This window comes from Streptomyces sp. NPDC041124, from assembly GCF_055592385.1.
The window spans coordinates 309756-327465 of record NZ_JBVIYR010000009.1 but is presented as its reverse complement, the minus strand read 5'-3'; the positions used below and the strand labels follow the sequence as shown (position 1 = coordinate 327465).

Here is a 17710-nt window from a genome sequence, read left to right as displayed (position 1 = left end):
AAGTGCTGGTGGCCGTCGCCACCGTGACGGGTCGCCGTGGACGGTTGTCCAGGTGTCCTGGCGGGCAAGAACCGCTGCCTCCCAGCGCGACTCGTGGTCGCAGCGTCGCGCCGCCCCCGTGCGGTACCACACGCGTGGCACCGGGAGCCACTTTAGTCACTTGCTGTGGGTGTTCCAACTGCAAAGCGCCCACGGGTCAGTTCGCGGCCGGTACTGTCCGCCGGAACCGTTGTGATCCGGTCACGGAACGGACATGCCCCGAGGGGGTGCCCAGTACTGTGGCCGGGGATCGTTCGTACGTGACGAAAGGACACCGTTCCGCCATGGCTGATCTGCCGGACCGGGAGCGCGAGACGCCCGAGGACATCAAGGCGCGCAAGGAGCGTGAACGGGACGAGCTGTACGCGCTGGACATCTCCGGCGTCGAGTGGCACTCCGCTCCGGGTACGGAGGAGCACGAGGAGCGGGTGGAGATCGCCTATCTGCCCGACGGCGCGGTGGCCATGCGGTCGTCGCTGGATCCGGAGACGGTGCTGCGCTACACGGAGGCGGAGTGGCGTGCCTTCGTCCTGGGGGCGCGGGACGGGGAGTTCGACCTGGAGCCGTCGGCGGGGAACGCGGCCGCCGGCGACTGAGCGGGGAGGGTGGTCACGTCTCCCGCTGTGCCCGGCGGCGGCGCAGGTCGCGCAGTGCCACCGCGCAGCCGGCGATGACGGTGACCAGGACCGCGGTGATGCCCAGGGCGTAGGTGGCGTGCCGTTCGTCGCGTTCCGCCGGGGTCTCCGCGAGGGAGAACGGGGGGACGTCGGGTGACTGGGCCCGGGCCACCCCGGGGTCGGGCGTGGGGGACGAAGGGGGGTCGGCGAGGTCGGACTCCTGGACGGCGCGGACCGGGTCGACCACGCCCCACCCGACGAAGTTGTCGTGGCCGTTGACCGAACGCTCCGCCGTCTGTTCGATCCGCGTGACGATCTGGGCCGGGGTCCAGTCGGGGTGCTTCTCCTTGAGGAGGGCGGCCACCCCGGCGACGAAGGGCGCCGAGAAGCTGGTGCCACTGTCGGTGCACTGGCCGCCGCCGGGGACGGTGGAGACGATGTCGACTCCCGGCGCGGCCACTCCCACGAAGTCCCCGGCCTGGGAGAAGGCGGCGCGTTCGTTGTTCCGGTCGGAGGAGGCCACGGCGAGGACGCCGTCGAAGGCGGCGGGGTAGGTCTTCTTGGCCTTGCCGTCCAGGCCGTCGTTGCCCGCCGACGCGACCACGACGACGTCGCGGGCGATGGCCTTGCGGACCGACTCCGCGAGGGCGGAGGTGGCGGAGAGCGGCTTGGCGGTGTCCTGGGAGATGTTGATGACGTCGGCGCCGCGGGCCACGGCGTGGTCGATGGCCCGGGCCATGCTGTCGGAGTCGCCGCTGCTGTCGGCGTCGTTCTGGCGGATCGGGATGATGGTGGCGCCCGGTGCCAGGCCGACGAAGCCGGTTCCCTCGCGGGGGCGGGCGGCGATGATGCCGGCGACCTTCGTGCCGTGTCCCACCTCGTCGTTGGTGGGGTCGGCACCCGTGCCCGAGGTGAGCAGGTCCAGTCCGGCCGCCTTGTCGACGGCGGCGGTGAGCTGGGGGTTCCTGTCGTCGACGCCCGTGTCGATGACGGCGACCCGGACGCCCTTGCCCTTGTTGGTGCCCTGCCAGAGTTCGTCCAGCAGGACGCGCTGCAGGGCCCACGGGCGGGCCTTGAACTGCTGTTTGCTGGGGTAGGTGCACTCTCCGCTGCCGGCCAGCCGGAGGGGCTCCCGCGGCGGTTCGGGCGCCCCGTGGGCGGGCGTGGGCGGCGTGCCGCCGAGTGCGGTCAGCAGTACGGCGGTGGCCAGCAGGGCGGCCTTGGTGGGCGACACCGGTGCGGTCCCTCTCTTGTCCGTCGTCCATGGTCCGTGCGTCCGGGGTCGGCGGGTGTCCGCCTGGGAGTCCCGGATCACGAACCCTGCGGCTGCCGTGCGCTGTTGGTGTCCAGGCGTGGTCCCTTGGCGAGGAACTCGGACCAGGCCAGCGGGATCCTCGTCGGCCTGACGTTCTGGTAGCCGAGCTTGACCTGGGCCTCGCTGGGTTCGGGTGCGGTGTCCTGCTCCTGGCCCGCGTCCTTCTGGTCCGTGGTGCCCGCGCCGATGTCGGAGGTGTCGCTGTCGCTGTCCCCGTTCGCCTGGACGGCGTACCGCAGTCCGGTGTCCGTCACCAGGAAGAGGGAACCGGCGTCGGCGGCGGTGCCCTGGATCTGCGTGTAGAGCTGGCCGGTTCCGGGGGTGACGTAGGTGCTGGTGCCGCCGGCCGTGATCTCGACGGGGTAGCCGCTGCCCGCCCAGGTGCTGAGCACCGTCGTGTTGTCCTTGCCCACGTCGCGCAGCACGCTGCACACCGTGTTCCGGCCGCCGTCGGGGGAGTTGACCTGCTGGGCTCGCAGTTCGGGCCAGTTGGCGGGCTGTCCGGCGAACGGCTCGGGGTCGGCGGTGAAGTCCTGCAGGCCCACGGTGCGGGCCTTGCCGTTCATGTTCAGTACGGCCGTCTGCGGCGAGGAGATCAGCAGCCAGGCGGTGAACTCGCTGACCGGCTGCACCTTTCCGGGCAGGACGACGAAGTGCCGGGTCCCTTCGCCGGTCTCCGCCCTGAGGACCGTGCCGACCCTGTTCTCGTCCGCCGACAGCTGTCCCGGGACGCCGGCCGGGTCGCCGACGCCCGCGGGGAGCCGCGGGAAGCGGATGGGATCGCCCTTGTGGAGGGTGGCGAGCCATTCCTCGGAGACGAGCTGGGGCTTGCGGGAGCCGACGAGGGCGATGGTCAGCGGGTCGGATTCCGCTCCGGTGACGGCGTAGGAGGTTCCGCGGGCGTCGACGAGGTGGCGCTCGCCGCCGCGGGTCTTGACGTACAGGGTGTCGCCGCCGGTGAGCCGGCCGGATCCCTCGGTCTTCTTCTTGTCGGCGTCGGCGAGCACGAACGTCGCTTCCTGGACGGTGCTGTTGCCGTCCTTGCCGCCGGGCTGCGCGCAGACGGCCCAGCGTTTGGCCCGCCCGGCCTCCTCCGCGGAGGGCAGGCGGTCGGGGGCGTAGGGGATGCCGAGGATGGGTCCGCGCGGCAGTCTGCCGGAGTCGAGGATCTTGTCGTCGACCTGAACCACCTTGTACTGCGCGTCCTTCATCAGCAGGCGCGCGGAGGCGTGGTTGAGCACCGGGTGCAGGCGGGTGTCGCCGTCCGTCTTCAGGACGACGTACCGGGTCGTCGACTGCTTGCCGACGATCACGCGCGTGCCGGGTTCGTCCCAGTCGGGCGGGGCGGTGGGCTTGAACATGCCCCAGGCCCCGAACACGCCGAGCACCAGTGCGCCGACCACCAGGCTGGGTACGACCGCGCGCAGCGGCCGGGGGGCTCCCTCCTCCGATCCCGAGGGTGAGGGCTGGAGAAACGCGGCGAGCATGCGCCGCTTCGCGAACGTGTAGGCGTTGAGTTCGTCCCGCCGTGATGCCATGAGTGACTGCCGCTCCCCGTTACCGCCCCCGGGGTCCGAGTCCCGGGCCGTCCGTTGTCGGACCGGCCCCCTACTATGCCTGGTGATCGTCGGCGTGCGTGGAGCAGGTAGGGTTCGGGCTCTTTCCGGGCCGTGGCGGGGCAGTTGCCCGGGGTGTCGTGAGCAGATCGGGGGATGGTGTGAGGGCTTCGGGGACGCGGGTGCGTGGCCCGGCGGGAGTGCGGGGGCCGTCCGCGGGCGGGCCCGAGGGGGCGGGGCCGCCGGCGGCGGCCGGGGAGCCCTCGCGAGGGCAGCCGCGTCTCAGGGCGCGTCCGGGACAGGGGGGTTCGTTCCGGTTGCAACGGCTTGTGCTGCTGGAGATCGCCGCGGCGGTGCTGCTCGTCGGCTGGGTGACCGGTCCGGTCGGCCTGGTACCGGCCGCGGTCGTCGCCGCGGTGCTGGTGGCGCTGGCCGTGGTCCGTCGCCGTGGCCGCTCGCTGCCCGAATGGCTGGCCACCGCGCGGGCGTTGCGTGCGCGGCGTCAGCGGGCCGCGGCGCTCGAGGTTCCGCCGGGGACCGAGCCGGGGCTGGTGCCGGTGCTCGAATGCGCTCCGGCCCTGCGCACGTACGCGCACGGGGCACGGGACCGGCGGCCGGTGGGGATCATCGGCGACGGCACCTTCGTCACGGCGGTCGTGCACGTGGAGGCGGACTTCACCGCGCTCCGCGCGCAGCGCAGCAGGCAGCCGCTGCCGTTGGCCCTGGTGCGGGACGCCCTGGAAGTGGACGGGATCCGGCTGGAGTCGGCGCAGATCGTGCTGCACACCCAGCCCGCTCCCGCGCTGCATCTGCCCCGGCAGTCGGTGGCGGTCGCCAACTACGCGCCGCTGCAGGAGCAGATCGAGGCACCGGCGGTGCGCATCACGTGGGTCGCGCTGAAGCTGGACCCCGAGTTGTGTCCCGACGCCGTGGCCGCGCGGGGCGGTGGGCGGGTGGGGGCGCAGAAGTGTGTCGCCCGTGCGGCTCATCATCTCGCCAGCCGGTTGACGGGGGCCGGTTTCCGGGCGGCCGTGCTGGACGAGGAGGAGCTGGTCGCGGCCCTCGCCACGTCGGCGTGCGCCAATCCGCTGGTGACGGCGGAGGCGGGGCGGACGGAGACGAGGGAGCGGCGGACCGAGGAGTCCGGGCGCAGTTGGCGCTGCGACAACCGCAGACACACGACGTACTGGATACGCCGGTGGCCGGGGGCCGGTGGCGGTGACGGGCCGTCGCTGCCCCAGTTCGTGGCCCGCGTGACGGCGGTGCCCGCGCTCGCCACGACCTTCAGTCTCACGCTGTCCCGCGGGGAGGGGCGGGACGTCTCCCTGTGCGGGCACCTGCGGGTGACGGGGCGCAGTGACGACGAACTGGTGGCGGCACGGCACGCGTTGGAGGAGGCGGCCCGTCGGTCGGGGGCGGGTCTGGCCCGCCTGGACCGGGAGCAGTTGCCCGGCATGCTGGCCACGCTGCCACTAGGAGGTGCGCGGTGACGACGACCACGACGGATCCGGCCGACGGGTCGTCGGCGCAGGGTTCCCCGGACGGGGGCGCCCCGCCCGCGGACCGGAGGGTGGGGGCCGGCCGACTGCTCAGCGGCTTCGGGCTGCTCGGGCCGCGGCACGGGCGGCACACGCTGCCCGTGGACGAGGTGGACGCGCTGGCGTTGCCGATCGGCGACGACGGGGTCATCGCCGGGGTGGATGCCGAGGGCCGGCCCGCGGTGCTGGGGCTCAACCGGCCCACGCCCTACGACGTCGTCCTGATCGGCGGGTTGTGGACGGCACAGGTGCTCGCGCTGCGGGCGGCGGCGACGGGTGCGCGTGTCGCGGTGGAGACGGGCCGCCCACAGGCCTGGTTGCAGATGCTCCACGCGATGGGGGGCGGGCAGAACGGTCTGGCGGTGTACGACGTGGGCCGTGTGCCGCCCCAGGGCGCGTCCGCGGGGACGCCCGTGCTGGTGGTGCGGGACTGCGGGATGCGGCCGCCCCGGGGGCGGGTCGTCTCGGGTCCCTGGCAGTCGCTGCTGACCCTGTTGCCGTATCTGAGTCCTGTCGCTCCCGGGCTGCTGCGGCGTGCCCGGCTGGCGGGCATCCAGCGGGTCTCTCCGGACGAGGCGGCGGAACTGGGCCGCACCATGGGGCTGACACCGGCCGAGGTGGAGTCCCTGCCCACCCTCGCGGACGGTGTGACGCTCTGGTGCGCCGACGGCGACCGGCAGTACGTGACGACCCGGCCCACGGACGCGGAGACCGGACTGCTGGGCATGCCGCGGCGGATGGACTGACGGGGACGGGACGCGCGGCGTCGTTTCCTCACCCGGATTTCACCGCATGGTCACACGACCGCCGGGCTTGCCCGGTTTGCAGGCGGATGTCGGACGGCCGGCCCCCGGGGTGTTCCGTCGGGGGCCCGGAGGGCCGATGGTGGTGGGTGGACGGGCCTGCCGGTGTGGGGCGTGTGGTGATTAGGCTGGGAGTGGGCGTGACGTCGGAACCCGTGAACCGGGCGGCGGCGTCCCCGGGTAGGGCGGGGAAGTCCGGCGGCGCCGGAGGATCTCGCACGACCTCGAGCGGCTTCGGCGCACTGCGGAGCACTTCGGACGACGGACACGGTCGCCCCAGCGCGGCATGAGGGTGCACGACCAATCAGGAGGAACTGTGAGCAGCGATCGGGACGGGACGCGCGGGGGCTGGGCGACACCCGGCGATGACCAGCCCGACGCGGAGTCAGCCATCGAGACGACGGGCGAGTTCACCATCGACTACGCGCCGCCGGCCTGGTACACGCAGAATGCCGCGGGGAGTTCGGGTGCGGGAGCGTCGTCCGCCTCCTCCGGTCCCTCCGACGCCGCCGGTTCCGCCGCTTCCTCCTCTTCTCCCGTTTCCGGTTCCTCGCCCGTCCCGCCGCCGGCGGCGCCTACGGCCGGGGGGCCCGTTCCGCCGCTGCCCGGACCGACTCCGCCGGCGCCTCCGGTGGGGGCGTCCGACCCGTCGCCGGTGCCGGGTGCGCCGTTCGCTCCTCCCGCGCCGCCGACCGGGCCGCCGGTCGCCGTGCCCAGGCTTCCGGTGGGAAGCGGGTTCGAGCCGCAGCACCCGGAGGCTGCGGCGGACGCCGCGGACCCGGATTCCGGTGCGGCTTCACCCGCGGGTGCGCCGGACGTTCCCGGGGGCGGGAGTCCGGCGCCGTGGTCCGCGCCGCAGGCCTCCCCCGCGCAGCCGGAGCAGCCTCAGCCGGACACGACCGGCAACGGTGACCTGGAGAGCGGTGCCACGATCCGCTTCTCCGCCGCCGCGTTGAAGCGGGAGATCGCACAGCGCGAGACGGACAGCGAAGCACCCGCGGACGCGGGGACCGCAGCGGATGCCGGCGCCACAACGGATGTCGGCGCTACAGCGGATGCCGGGACAGCGGCTGGGGCCGAAGGCACGGCGTCCGCCGACGAGGACGCCCGGGCAGGGGCCGCGGATGCCGCGGATTCCTCCGCTGACGGGTCCGGCGGCGCCGAGGAGGTCGCGGAGGCCGAGGAGCCCTCCGGTGCCGCGGCCGGTGGCGTCTCGCCCACCGGGGACGCGGTGGGGGATGCCGGTGGGCAGGACCAGGACGCGGGGTCGTCGGTGACGGACGGCACCGACTCGGCGGAGGACGACGCCTCGGCGGCGGAGCCGGAAGGCGAGCCCGAGGAGGTGGCGCCCGCGGAGGACGTACCGGCGGCGCTCGAGCCGGAGAACGCCGAGCCGGTCGTGACCGACCCGGCGCCCGCCGGTGAGGCCCCCGCCAGGGCCGACGAGGACGAGATCCCCCGGGACGCCGTCCCGGCGCCGGCCGACGCCGTGCCCGCCTGGACTCCCCCGGCGCCGCAGGTGCCCCCGGCCCCGCCGTCGGCGTACCCCGCCGCGCCCGCGCCCGCGGCCGAGTGGCCCGTACAGCCGCCGCAGGCGCCCGGGCAGCCGCACCCCGCGGCGGCGCAGGACCAGCCGGCGGTCCCGGCTCAGCAGCCGCCGTTCCAGCCGCAGGCGCCCGAGCCCGCGCCCGCCGCCTGGAACCCGCCGCCCGCCGGTCCGGCGCAGCCCGGCTACGGCTTCCCGCAGCCGGACGCCGCCGCCCAGCAACCCCCCGTGCAGTCGCAGGCCCCGCAGGCCGGGTACGGCTTCCCGCCCGCAGGTGCGGTCCGGCAGCCGCCCGCGCCGCAGCACCCCCAGAACCCGCCCGTGCCCGACCCGCAGGCCGGTTACGGCTTCCCCCAGCCCGGGACCCCGGCCCAGCCCCCCGCTCCCCCGGCCGCGAACCCGGCCTCGCCCCACCAGACCGGTTACGGCGTGCCGCAGCCGGGCGCTCCCGCGCCCCAGCAGCCGCCCGCCCAGCCGCCGGCCGGGAATCCGTCCGTCCCGCAGGCCGGTTACGGTTTCCCGCCCGCCGGTGCCGCCCCGACTCCCCCGGCCCAGCCCGGTGGTTACGGCTTCCCCCAGCAGCCGCGGCACCCCGGGGTGCCGCAGCAGGCACAACCCCCGCAGGCACAGCCCCCGCAGCAGGTGCCTCAGCAGCCCGTCGATCCGCGGGCCGGGGCCGCCTGGCCGCAGCCGATCCGGCACGATCAGCGGCAGCCCACCAACCCCGGGGCCGCGCCGCTCGGTTACACGGCTGCCGTGGAGCTGTCGTCGGACCGGCTGCTCAACAGCAAGAAGCAGAAGGCGAAGAGCAGCCGGCCCGCGTCCGCCGGGTCACGCTTCAAGCTGGGCGGGAAGAAGGAGGAGGCGGAGCGGCAGCGGAAGCTGGAACTGATCCGCACGCCGGTGCTGTCCTGTTACCGCATCGCCGTCATCAGCCTCAAGGGCGGTGTCGGCAAGACGACCACGACGACCGCGCTCGGTTCCACGCTCGCCACCGAGCGGCAGGACAAGATCCTCGCGATCGACGCCAACCCGGACGCCGGTACGCTCGGCCGCCGGGTGCGGCGCGAGACCGGGGCCACCATCCGTGACCTGGTCCAGGCGATCCCGTACCTCAACTCGTACATGGACATCCGGCGGTTCACCTCGCAGGCGTCCTCCGGTCTGGAGATCATCGCCAACGACGTCGACCCCGCCGTGTCCACGACGTTCAACGACGAGGACTACCGGCGCGCGATCGACGTGCTGGGCAGGCAGTACCCGATCATCCTCACGGACTCCGGCACGGGTCTGCTCTACAGCGCCATGCGCGGCGTGCTGGACCTCGCCGACCAGCTGATCATCATCTCCACGCCGTCGGTCGACGGTGCGAGCAGCGCCAGTACGACGCTGGACTGGCTGTCCGCGCACGGCTACGCGGACCTCGTCTCCCGGTCCCTCACCGTCATCTCGGGGGTGCGCGAGACCGGCAAGATGATCAAGGTCGACGACATCGTGGCGCACTTCCGGACCCGGTGCCGGGGTGTGCTCGTCGTACCGTTCGACGAGCACCTGGCCGCCGGTGCGGAGGTCGACCTCGACATGATGCGGCCGAAGGTGCGGGAGGCGTACTTCAACCTCGCCGCGCTGGTCGCCGAGGACTTCGTCCGCCACCAACAGTCGCACGGCCTGTGGACCTCCGACGGCAACCCGCCGCCGGTCGCCGCCCCGCCGCTGCCGGGCCAGCCCGTCCCAGGTCAACCCGTCCCGGGCCGGCCCGGTGCGTATCCGCAGCAGCCGCAGCCCGGAGAGCCGTACGGCGCACCGGGCCGGCCCCCGGCCCGGGCACCCCAGGCCCAGCCCGGGCAGCCGTACGCGCCACCGCACCAGCAGCCCGCCCAGCCCTATCCCCAGACGCCGGCCCAGCCCCAGCCCGGGCAGCCTCCGGCCGGCTACGGCTACCCCCAGGCGGGACAGGGGCAGCAGCCCGGACAGCAGCCGCCCCCGCAGCAGTAGGACCGTGGCGTGGCGGAGGCGGTGGCCCGTCGAGGGGCCGCCGCCTCCGCCACGGGCCGGTCAGTCGTCCCGGCCGACGACGGCGGTGACGCGGATCTCGACCCTCATGCCCGGGGCGCCCAGCGCCGCCACCCCGATCTGTGTCCAGATGGGCGCGCGCTCACCCATGCGCCGGCGGAACTGCTCGACCATGACGCGGTTGTGCGCCTCGCCGATGGAGTCGGCGTCGGTGGGCACGTGGTAGGAATCCACGGCGATGACGTCTCCCCAGGTGGCTCCTGCCTCGGCGAGCGTCTTCTCCACGTTGTCGAACGCCCGGACGATCTCGTCCTCCAGCGTCTCCGGGAAGTTCGTGTCGTCGTCCCAGCCGCCCTGACCCGAGATCTCGACGCGGTCACCCACGCGTACGGCCTGGCTGTAGTGCAGCAGCGCCAGATGCTTCTCCCCGTAGCCGGGAGTGAGGAAGAACCGCGGGGCCGGGGGCTGCTCGGTGGTGGCGGACATGGCCACATCCTCTCATTGACTTCATTCTTGAAGTGAACGTACCACGGATGACTTCAAGCATGAAGTCAAAGACCGCTTGGTACTGTGACGGGATGACCAGTTCCGCGCCCCTGGATGCCGGCGACGACTCCCCCGGCGAACCCCAGTGGCTCACTCCCGACGAGAAGGAGGCCTGGACCGGCCTGGCCTCGCTCGTGCTGTTGCTGCCGGGACGGCTCGAAGCCCCGTTGCAGCGCGAGGCGGGCCTGACGCTCTTCGAGTACCTGACCCTCAGCCACATGTCGGAGACGCCCGAACACCGCCTGCGCATGAGCGAGTTGGCCTACCTCGCCAACGGCTCGCTCTCCCGGCTGTCGAACGTCGTCAAGCGGTTCGAGGCGCGGGGGTGGGTGGAGCGCTATCCCGACCCGGAGGACGGCCGCTTCACCATCGCCGCCCTGACGGACGCCGGGTACCAGGTCGTCGTCGCCGCCGCGCCCACGCATGTGCGGGCGGTCCGCAGACTGGTCCTCGGACCACTGAGTCCCACGGACCAGCGCGCCCTCGCCCGCATCGCCGAAAAGCTGCGGACACGGCCCGAGGACCTCGCCTGACGGCACGCGCGCCGTGAGAGCGGCTCGCGACGGCGGAGCCGGGAGTACTCACCGGCTTCGAGCCTGAACGACGGCCACACGGTCCTCGGCCCGGACGGACGGCCGGACCCGCCGCACGTCCGGCCGGACCGGCGAGAACCCGCTCCTACGCCGTCCGCCCCGCGCCCTGCTGCTCGGCCGCGGCGACGAGCTCCCTGCAGCGCTCGACGTCCTCGGCCATCTGCTCCAGCAGCGCCTCGATCGTGTCGAACCTCGCCTGCCCGCGCACGAACGCAAGGAAGTCGACGGCGACGTGGAGGCCGTACAGGTCGAGGCCGACGCGGTCGATGGCGTACGCCTCGACCGTCCGCTCGGTGCCGTCGAACTGGGGGTTGGTGCCGACCGAGATCGCGGCCGGCATGGCCTCGCCCTGGGCGTGCAGCCAGCCGGCGTAGACGCCGTCGGCGGGGATCGCGGTGTGCGGGAGCGTCTCGACGTTGGCCGTGGGGAAGCCCAGGTCGCGGCCGCGCTGGGCGCCCCGGACGACGATGCCCTCCACCCGGTGCGGACGGCCCAGGATCTCGGCGGCGCCCCCGACCTCGCCCTCGGCGACCAGGCGGCGGGTGAGCGTGGAGGAGAACGGCTCGCCGCCGCCCGCCTCACCGCTGACGTACAGGTCGACGACCTCCACGTCGAAGTCGTAGACCTCGCCCTGTTCGGCGAGGAAGTCCACGGTGCCCGAGGCCTTGTGGCCGAAGCGGAAGTTGGGGCCCTCGACGACCGCCTTGGCGTGCAGCTTGTCGACGAGGACCTTGACCACGAAGTCGGCCGCGGACAGCTTCGAGAACTCGGTGGTGAAGGGGAGGATCAGGACCGCGTCCACCCCGAGGCCGGACATGAGTTCGGCGCGCCGGTGGTGCGGGGCGAGCAGCGGGGGGTGGCTGCCGGGGCGGACGACCTCGCTGGGGTGCGGGTCGAAGGTGACGACGACGGCCGGTACGCCCAGCTCGCGGGCCCGGTCCACGGCATGCCGGATGATCAGCTGGTGCCCGCGGTGGACTCCGTCGTAGGAGCCGATGGTGACGACGCTGCGCCCCCAGTCCTGGGGGATGTCCTCCAAGCCACGCCAGCGCTGCACTGTGCCTGCTCCTTGTCGAAACCTTGCCGGACGGACCCGGGTCCGCGGACTGCTCTGCGCAGGTCTAAGGGTGCCATGCCGCATGCGGTCCGCCCGCATCGGCATGGTCACGGTGTGACGGGCCGCACGTCGGGGCGGGTCAGGCGGGGACTCCCGCGCCCGCCAGGTCCTCGACGGTCCGCCGCGTGGCGGGGCCCACCAGCGGGGCCCAGGCACGCGGGGAGTCCGTGAGCCAGCCCGCCACGGTGACGGCGAACCCGGGGACGTGGCGGCACAGGTCGGTAAGGCAGCGCTCGAAACGGACGGCTCCCTCCGGGGTGCGGCCGAGGAGCAGCCCGGTGCGGTGGACGAGGACACGCGGCTCGGGGCCGGTGGTGCGGACGGCGGCGCGCAGCACCGCCTCGAGGACGGCCGGGTCGGACTCGCGGGCCAGGAGGCCGTCCAGCAGTTCGCGGCGCAGCGGGCGGGATGCCCGGGTGCCGGGGGCGGTGAGGACCCCGGCGAGGACCAGCCGGAGTGGTTGCGGACCGTCCTCGAGCAGGCCGGTGAGCAGGGCCCGCAGTACGGCACGGTCGGCGGGGCCGCCGTGGTCCAGTCTCCGGTCGGCGTAAGCGGCCATGGGCCCGGTGAGTTCGGGCCGCCGTTCCGCGCTGTCCCGCAGGACGGCGGCGACCGGCCGGGCGAGGGCGGGGGTGGTGGCGTCGGCGAGGGCGTGGAAGGTGCCGGCCGGGTCGGCCGCCCGTGCCAGCCTCGTGCGGAAGGCGTCCAGGACGGGTCCCGGGTGGGTTTCGAGGGCGTCGGTCAGCGCGCTCGGCGGGAGGTGGGGGTCGCCGTCCGCGAAGTGGGCCAGGGCACGGGTGAGGTGCCGGTCCCTGCTGTCGGGGTCGCGGACGAGGAGGGCGAGCGCCCCGCCGTGCAGGTCCCGGTCGGCGGCGCGGACGAGCACGGAGAGGGCCGCGTATCTGAGCAGGGTGCGGTCGGCGGCGTCCCGCGCGTGCGGCGCGGCCCGCAGGCCGTAGGTGATCGCCGCGGCCCGGCGCGCGGGGCGTTCGTCACGCGCCCAGCGGTCGGCGGCCCGGCACATCGCCGCCGGCTCCTCGTGCGTCAGTACGGTGAGCAGTTGGTCGGCGCGCCGGTGGGTGCTGTCGGCGAGGGCTTCCGTCAGCGCGTCCAGGGCCTGGTGGCGGTGGGTGTGCAGCAGCGCCTGCGCGGCCGTCGCGACGGTCGCGTGCGGGGTGGCGGGCAGCGGCCGCTCGTCCTCGAACCAGCGCACCAGGTACGGCAGTACGGCGACGGGGTCGGCGGTGAGCAGCCGGGCGGCGGCGTCCAGGAAGCGGGGGCCGCCCTCGCACGGAGGGCCGTCGGCGTGGACGAGGCGGCGCAGCAGGGCACAGCGGGTCTCCATGGGCAGCCGGAGCGCGGTCCAGAAGGCGGGGCCGAGCTCCGGCGGGACCGTCCGGCGCTGTTCCCGCCACGCCACGATCCGGTCGGTCAGCAGGCGCAGCACGTCCGTGTACGGGGTCGCGTCGGGTACGCGTGCGAGGGTCGTGGTGAGCAGGCGGGCGGCCCACCAGGAGCCGGGGTCGGCGTCGAGGCCGTGGACGAGGTCAGCCAGGCGTGAGGCGAGGCGGCCGGCACCGTGCCGGCGGGTGAGGAGCAGCAGGGCCTCGACGACGGGCCCGATGCGGTGGTGCGGGACGGGCTCGGTGTGCGGCGGGGTGCGGTGGCCGTGGTGGACCAGGGCGCGCAGGGCGCCGTCCAGGTCGAGGTGGAGGCCCTGGAGCCAGTCGGCGAGCTCTTCGTGGGCGAACCGGTAGCCGGTCCCGGCGGGGACCAGGAGTCCCTCGGCGAGTACGGCGGCGGCCCAGCCGGTGCCGTGCCCCGCGGGCCGTCCGGGGACGGGACCGGCCGGGAACAGGTCCTCGAACGCCTCCCGGTCCAGTGCGCCGTGCCCGGTGCCGAGGCCGCGCCGGGCGGCTTCGTGGACCCGTCCGGCCACCTGGGCCGCCAGCCGCCGCACGGCGGTGCCGCGCAGTCCTTCCCCGGCGGCGAGGCGGGTGGCGGTGCGCAGGCACAGCAGGTCCAGGTGGGCCGCGAGCACGTCCTCGCGGTGGACGGGGGCGTCGGGGGCGTCGTCGGCGAGAGCGGACCTCACCTCGGCCATCAGCCGCAGGGTCAGCGGGTGGCGGGCGTCGGTGCCGGCGACGGCGTCTTCGGGGATGCCGTGGCGGGCACGGAGGTCGCGGGCCTCTCCGGGGGTGAGGTCGCCGAGGGCCACGCACGGGGGGAGCCCGTCCGGGCGGAGCGCTGCGGGGTGCAGCAGTTCCGCGGGGAATGCCGCCGCCTCCCAGTGCTCCGCGCGGCACGCCACCACCAGCCGCAGGCCCGTGGCCCCGAGCCACCGCGCGGTGCCGGCGGTCCATTCGGGGAGGCGGTGGAAGAGCTCCGGCGGCATGTGCTCGGGGTCGTCGAGGAGCAGCATCAGGGGGTGGCCGGCGGTGTGGGCGAGCCGGGCGAGATGTTCCGGGCTCACGTCGCCGAGTGCGTCCGGGGTGGCTGGGAAGGGGACGCGGGAGGTGGCGACGACCGCGGCGGCGCGGTCCAGCGCGCGGCGGGCGGCGTCGGCGAGGGAGCGGTCGTGCTCGCGGAGATCGGCGCCGCGCAGCATGAGGGTGGGGCGTCCGGCCCGCCGGCGGCGGGCGGCGAGCGCCGCGAGCTCCGTGCTGCGGCCGCTGCCGGGGGGCCCGACGAGGCCCAGTACGGTGGCGCCGCCCCGCTCGAAGGCGGCGAACTCCGCGAGGACGGCGTGCCGTTCGACGGGTTCCGCGGTGGCCCCGCGTGCTCCCTCGCCTCGCGCGGAGGTGGCCGCCGGTGCGGCGTGCGAGACGGCGGCGCCCTCCGCGTCCGGACCGAACCCGGGGTAGGGCGGGACGAGTTGTCCCGGGGCGGCCACGCACCCGGCTGCGGTGACCGCCTGGTGTGCGGCGCCCGGAGTGGATCCGGCGAGCGCCGTGTCCACGGCCGGCCCCGCCGTGGACGCGGCCGTGAACCCCTGCTCGCCGGGCGGGAGTTCGTTCCACGTGGCCGTCAGTTCCACCAGCCCGGCGAGGTTGAGGTCGGCGCCGTGGGCGGGGACGGTGGCCGCGTTCTCGGCGAGGAGTGCGGCGAGTGCCGGAGCAGCCGGGGGAAGCGGCACGGCGAAGCCCACCTCGCTGTCGGCCGAGCGGAGGGCGGTGCCGAGGACGCCGAGGACGGTGCCGGTGCGGGCGTCGAGCACCGGGCCGCCGGCGGCTCCGCCGCCGAGCCGCAGCGCGTCCCGGCCGGCGGTGCCGACGGCCAGCTCCAGGGCGTCGGCGACGGGGTACGGGCGGTCGGTGGCGGTGTAGGTGACGGCGGCCGTGCCCAGGACCCGCGCCTCGCGCCAGCCTCCGGCGGGGATCCGCACGTAGGTGCCGCTCTCGACGTCCTTCCGCATGGAGACGGGCAGCGGTGCCACGCCCAGCCCGTCGGTGCGTACGAGGGCCAGGTCGAGCGCGGGAAGCGGGGTGACGGCGTCGGCGGTCACCACGCAGTGGCGGTTCCCGGCCCCGTACAGCACGAGTCGGGGCAGGCCGTCGACCGCCTCATGGCTGGTGATCACCGTGCCGTGGCGGTCGGCGACGAAGCCGGTGCCGCGCGGGCGGCCGGCGAGATCGTGCAGCCGGACGAGACCGTCGTCGACGGGCTCACCCGGCGCGCCGGGCCTGCCGCCCGGCAGACTGCCGGGGCCGAGCGGACTGCCGGGGCCGAGCGGACCGCCGAAGGGATCCGCGAGGCCGGGAGCGACGGGAGGGGCGGCCAAGGCCCCCGAGGCGTCCCGGAGGCTCACGAGGGCCCCGCCGGACGGCTCCGGGAGGGCGCGGGCGGGCCGGGGGCGCCCGGACGGCTCCGCACGCCCCGGGGCCCTCTCGCCGCCGACGGGGTCAGTGTGCTCCCGCGGTCGCGGGAAGCCGCAGGTGACCGGGGCCCCGGTGGAAACCGAGGGGCTGCCCGGGACGTCCCGCTCCTCGCGGGATCCGCTTCGTGACGGCATCCTCGAGCCTCCCGCCGTACATCCGTGCCCTGGTCTGTGACATTAGGCCCGAAATGATCAGCGGGACAGATCCGTCGGCGAACGCGCCCCCTTCCGCTCCCCCGGTTCACTCCGAGCGCCCGCACCTACGGGTGAACAGGCGGACGCGACGGGACAGACCCTGGGGGTGGGGGAACCGAGGGGGGCCGTGGAGCGGCGGCATGTCCATCCCGTGACGCCGCTCCACGGGCGGACCCCCGCTCCGGTCGCTCCGGTCAGCCGAAGACGGCCAGGCTCTTCGCCTTCCCCCGCTGCTCCTCGACGAGCGCCAGGAACCGGCCCCCGGGGCCGAAGACGCCCACGGCTCCGGATCCGGCGTACTCCTCGGGCATCTCCAGCCGCACCCCGTTGGTGAGCAGCCTGGCCCGCCGCTCGTCGACGTCCCAGCGCGGGAAGGCGGCCGTGGCGGCCTCGGCGAGGGGCATGACCGTCAGCTCCTTCTGCAGCTGGTCCAGCGTCTTCGCGGAGTCCAGCTTGTACGGGCCGACGCGGGTGCGGCGCAGCGCGGTGAGGTGGCCGCCGACGCCGAGGCCCGCGCCGAGGTCGCGGGCGAGGGCGCGGATGTAGGTGCCGGAGGAGCAGACGACCGAGACCACCAGGTCCAGCACCGGGGTGCCGTCCTCGGCGACGCCCTCCCGGACGTCGTACACGGAGAAGGAGGAGACGGTGACCGGCCGGGCGGGGATCTCGAACTCCTCGCCCTCCCGTGCGCGCTTGTAGGACCGCACCCCGTTGATCTTGATGGCGCTGACCTTGGACGGCACCTGCATGATGTCGCCGGTCAGCCGGGCGACGCCGGCGTCGATGGCCTCGCGGGTGACCGCGGAGGCGTCGGTGGAGGAGGTGATGACCCCTTCGGCGTCGTCCGTCAGCGTGTTCTGGCCGAGCCGGACGGTTCCGACGTACTCCTTCTCGGTCAGCGCCAGGTGGCCGAGGAGCTTGGTCGCCTTCTCGACGCCGAGGACGAGGACTCCCGTCGCCATCGGGTCGAGGGTGCCGGCGTGGCCGACGCGCCGGGTGCGGGCGATGCCGCGCATCTTGGCGACCACGTCGTGCGAAGTGAAGCCCGACGGCTTGTCGACGATGACAAGGCCGTCGGGCGTGGTGTGCTTCTGGGTCATTCGGAGGTGTCGTCCGTCTCGTCGTCTTCCGGCTTGCGGTACGGGTCGGCGTCGCCGGCGTACCGGGCGCCCGCGGACGCCTCGCGCACCTTGGCGTCGGACTGGCGCGCCTTGTCGAGGAGGTCCTCGATGTTGCGTGCCGTGTCCGGCAGGGCGTCCATGACGAAGGTCAGGGTCGGCGTGAACTTCACGCCCGCCGCCCGGCCCACCTCGGAGCGCAGGATCCCCTTGGCGCTCTCCAGGCCCGCCGCTGCGGCCTTCCGCTCCTCGTCGTCCCCGTACACGGTGTAGAAGACGGTCGCCTCCCTGAGGTCACCGGTGACCCGGGTGTCCGTGATGGTGACGTGCGAGCCGAGCCGCGGGTCCTTGATCCCGCGCTGCAGCTTCTGGGCCACCACCTCTCGGATGAGGTCCGCCAGCCTTTTCGCCCGCGCGTTGTCGGCCACTGGTCCGTCTCCCGTTCTTTCCTGTCTGCGTGTCTTGGGGCTGTGGTCGTCAGTCGTCGTCTTCGCCGTGGAAGCGCCGCCTGACGGACAGCAGCTCCACCTCGGGGCGCCCGGCGACCAGCCGCTCGCACCGGTCCAGTACGTCTCTCAGGTGCCCCGCGTCACCGGACACCATGGCCAGGCCGACGACGGCCCTGCGATGGAGGTCGATGTGGTCCACCTCGGCCGCGCTCACCGCGTACTTGCGCTGGAGCTCGGCGACGATCGGGCGGACGACGGAGCGTTTCTCCTTCAGCGAATGTACGTCGCCGAGGAGGAGGTCGAAGGACAGCGTCCCCACATACATGTGCAACCGGTTCACCCGCCGGTACGGGATCGGTGGCCCCGCCATCCGTGGTGGGCAGGGACA

General features: G+C 74.4%; 13 protein-coding genes. 5 read left to right on the top strand and 8 right to left on the bottom strand.

Features of this window, described 5'->3' with window-relative positions; translation table 11 throughout:
• Positions 1–323: 323 nt before the first annotated feature.
• Complete coding sequence (locus ACZ6A9_RS25100; RefSeq protein ID WP_468989230.1) at positions 324–635, top strand: DUF397 domain-containing protein; 312 nt, start codon at positions 324–326, stop codon at positions 633–635.
• Positions 636–648: 13 nt separating this feature from the next.
• Here the strand turns inward: ACZ6A9_RS25100 and mycP are convergent, their stop codons facing one another.
• Both mycP and eccB read right to left on the bottom strand, forming a co-directional pair.
• Positions 649–1890 carry a type VII secretion-associated serine protease mycosin gene (gene mycP, locus ACZ6A9_RS25095; protein WP_468989228.1) on the bottom strand — a complete coding sequence of 414 codons (1242 nt, stop codon included), beginning with the start codon at positions 1888–1890 and terminating at the stop codon, positions 649–651.
• A gap of 77 nt (positions 1891–1967) precedes the next feature.
• Positions 1968–3509: a type VII secretion protein EccB gene (gene eccB / locus ACZ6A9_RS25090; RefSeq protein WP_468989225.1), complete on the bottom strand. Its 1542-nt coding sequence runs from the start codon at positions 3507–3509 to the stop codon at positions 1968–1970.
• Positions 3510–3688: 179 nt separating this feature from the next.
• On the opposite strand from eccB, the gene eccE reads away from it, so the two are divergent.
• The 3 genes from eccE to ACZ6A9_RS25075 all read left to right on the top strand — a co-directional run bounded on the left by eccE (position 3689) and on the right by ACZ6A9_RS25075 (position 9409).
• Positions 3689–5017 carry a type VII secretion protein EccE gene (eccE, locus tag ACZ6A9_RS25085; RefSeq protein WP_468989221.1) on the top strand — a complete coding sequence of 443 codons (1329 nt, stop codon included), beginning with the start codon at positions 3689–3691 and terminating at the stop codon, positions 5015–5017.
• Positions 5014–5811 carry a hypothetical protein gene (locus ACZ6A9_RS25080; protein ID WP_468989219.1) on the top strand — a complete coding sequence of 266 codons (798 nt, stop codon included), beginning with the start codon at positions 5014–5016 and terminating at the stop codon, positions 5809–5811. Before eccE ends, ACZ6A9_RS25080 begins: the two co-directional genes overlap by 4 nt.
• 373 nt (positions 5812–6184) lie before the next feature.
• Complete coding sequence (locus ACZ6A9_RS25075; protein ID WP_468989216.1) at positions 6185–9409, top strand: SCO5717 family growth-regulating ATPase; 3225 nt, start codon at positions 6185–6187, stop codon at positions 9407–9409.
• Between the two features lie 60 nt (positions 9410–9469).
• Here the strand turns inward: ACZ6A9_RS25075 and ACZ6A9_RS25070 are convergent, their stop codons facing one another.
• Positions 9470–9913, bottom strand: a complete 444-nt coding sequence (locus tag ACZ6A9_RS25070; RefSeq protein WP_468989215.1) for a RidA family protein — start codon at positions 9911–9913, stop codon at positions 9470–9472.
• A 92-nt stretch (positions 9914–10005) separates the two neighbouring features.
• Between ACZ6A9_RS25070 and ACZ6A9_RS25065 the strand changes: the two genes are divergently transcribed.
• A complete protein-coding gene (locus ACZ6A9_RS25065; RefSeq protein WP_468989211.1) occupies positions 10006–10506 on the top strand; it encodes a MarR family winged helix-turn-helix transcriptional regulator in 501 nt (166 codons plus the stop codon).
• 145 nt (positions 10507–10651) lie between these two features.
• Here ACZ6A9_RS25065 and ACZ6A9_RS25060 read toward each other — a convergent pair whose 3' ends face one another.
• The 5 genes from ACZ6A9_RS25060 to ACZ6A9_RS25040 form a co-directional block, all read right to left on the bottom strand.
• Positions 10652–11623, bottom strand: a complete 972-nt coding sequence (locus ACZ6A9_RS25060) for a bifunctional riboflavin kinase/FAD synthetase (protein ID WP_468989209.1) — start codon at positions 11621–11623, stop codon at positions 10652–10654.
• A gap of 139 nt (positions 11624–11762) precedes the next feature.
• Entirely contained in the window at positions 11763–15464 is a 3702-nt protein-coding gene (locus tag ACZ6A9_RS25055) for a trypsin-like peptidase domain-containing protein (RefSeq protein WP_468989206.1), read from the bottom strand.
• A gap of 485 nt (positions 15465–15949) precedes the next feature.
• Complete coding sequence (gene truB / locus ACZ6A9_RS25050; RefSeq protein ID WP_468989204.1) at positions 15950–16855, bottom strand: tRNA pseudouridine(55) synthase TruB; 906 nt, start codon at positions 16853–16855, stop codon at positions 15950–15952.
• Positions 16852–17301: a 30S ribosome-binding factor RbfA gene (gene rbfA / locus ACZ6A9_RS25045; RefSeq protein WP_468989202.1), complete on the bottom strand. Its 450-nt coding sequence runs from the start codon at positions 17299–17301 to the stop codon at positions 16852–16854. Before rbfA ends, truB begins: the two co-directional genes overlap by 4 nt.
• Positions 17302–17350: 49 nt before the next feature.
• Positions 17351–17647 (bottom strand): DUF503 domain-containing protein, encoded by a 297-nt coding sequence (locus tag ACZ6A9_RS25040; RefSeq protein ID WP_468989322.1) that lies wholly within the window; start codon positions 17645–17647, stop codon positions 17351–17353.
• Between the last annotated feature and the right edge of the window lie 63 nt (positions 17648–17710).

Bases quoted from the DNA above. Each gene is read 5' to 3' on its own strand.
- ACZ6A9_RS25100 (WP_468989230.1), top strand. From the start codon at position 324: ATGGCTGATCTGCCGGACCGGGAGCGCGAGACGCCCGAGGACATCAAG.
- eccB (WP_468989225.1), bottom strand. From the start codon at position 3,509: ATGGCATCACGGCGGGACGAACTCAACGCCTACACGTTCGCGAAGCGG.
- ACZ6A9_RS25070 (WP_468989215.1), bottom strand. From the start codon at position 9,913: ATGTCCGCCACCACCGAGCAGCCCCCGGCCCCGCGGTTCTTCCTCACT.
- ACZ6A9_RS25065 (WP_468989211.1), top strand. From the start codon at position 10,006: ATGACCAGTTCCGCGCCCCTGGATGCCGGCGACGACTCCCCCGGCGAA.
- truB (WP_468989204.1), bottom strand. From the start codon at position 16,855: ATGACCCAGAAGCACACCACGCCCGACGGCCTTGTCATCGTCGACAAG.
- ACZ6A9_RS25040 (WP_468989322.1), bottom strand. From the start codon at position 17,647: ATGTATGTGGGGACGCTGTCCTTCGACCTCCTCCTCGGCGACGTACAT.